Annotated in this window: 1 protein-coding gene; it reads right to left on the bottom strand. The window is 41.9% G+C overall.

What is annotated here, in order from left to right; translation table 11 throughout:
• On the bottom strand, positions 1-372 hold a 372-nt coding region (locus tag RUW00_RS22850; protein ID WP_315956832.1), incomplete at both ends, for a sigma-70 family RNA polymerase sigma factor.

Below are 372 nucleotides of genomic sequence, written 5' to 3' on the forward strand. Positions count from 1 at the left end.
AACAAAAAAGGCTGTCATTTGCTCTATTTTTCATTTTTAAGCGGGATCGTTCAATATTCTTTTGGACGGTTCCTTTTTTTATATTGAGTAAAGCGGCTATTTCTTCAAAAGACATATTTTGCACAGCATGCATCATGAATATGTCTTTTTCTCTTTCTGTGAGGACGGAAAGGGCATCAGCGATTCTTTCCTTATCCCATTCACTTACTTCTCCTTCAGCTTCTTGAACGATTGCGTATTCTTCCGGCAGCGCATCAATTAAACGCGGATCAGCCAGAATTGTTCTTTTATACACATCCCTACGATCAGCACCACGGCGGGCGCCGGGTTGTCTCCCATTCTGCAGCCATTCGATTGTATATTCAAGGTCGT

The organism is Bacillus sp. IS1 (assembly GCF_032461585.1).
Lineage (GTDB): Bacteria > Bacillota > Bacilli > Bacillales > Bacillaceae > Bacillus > Bacillus velezensis.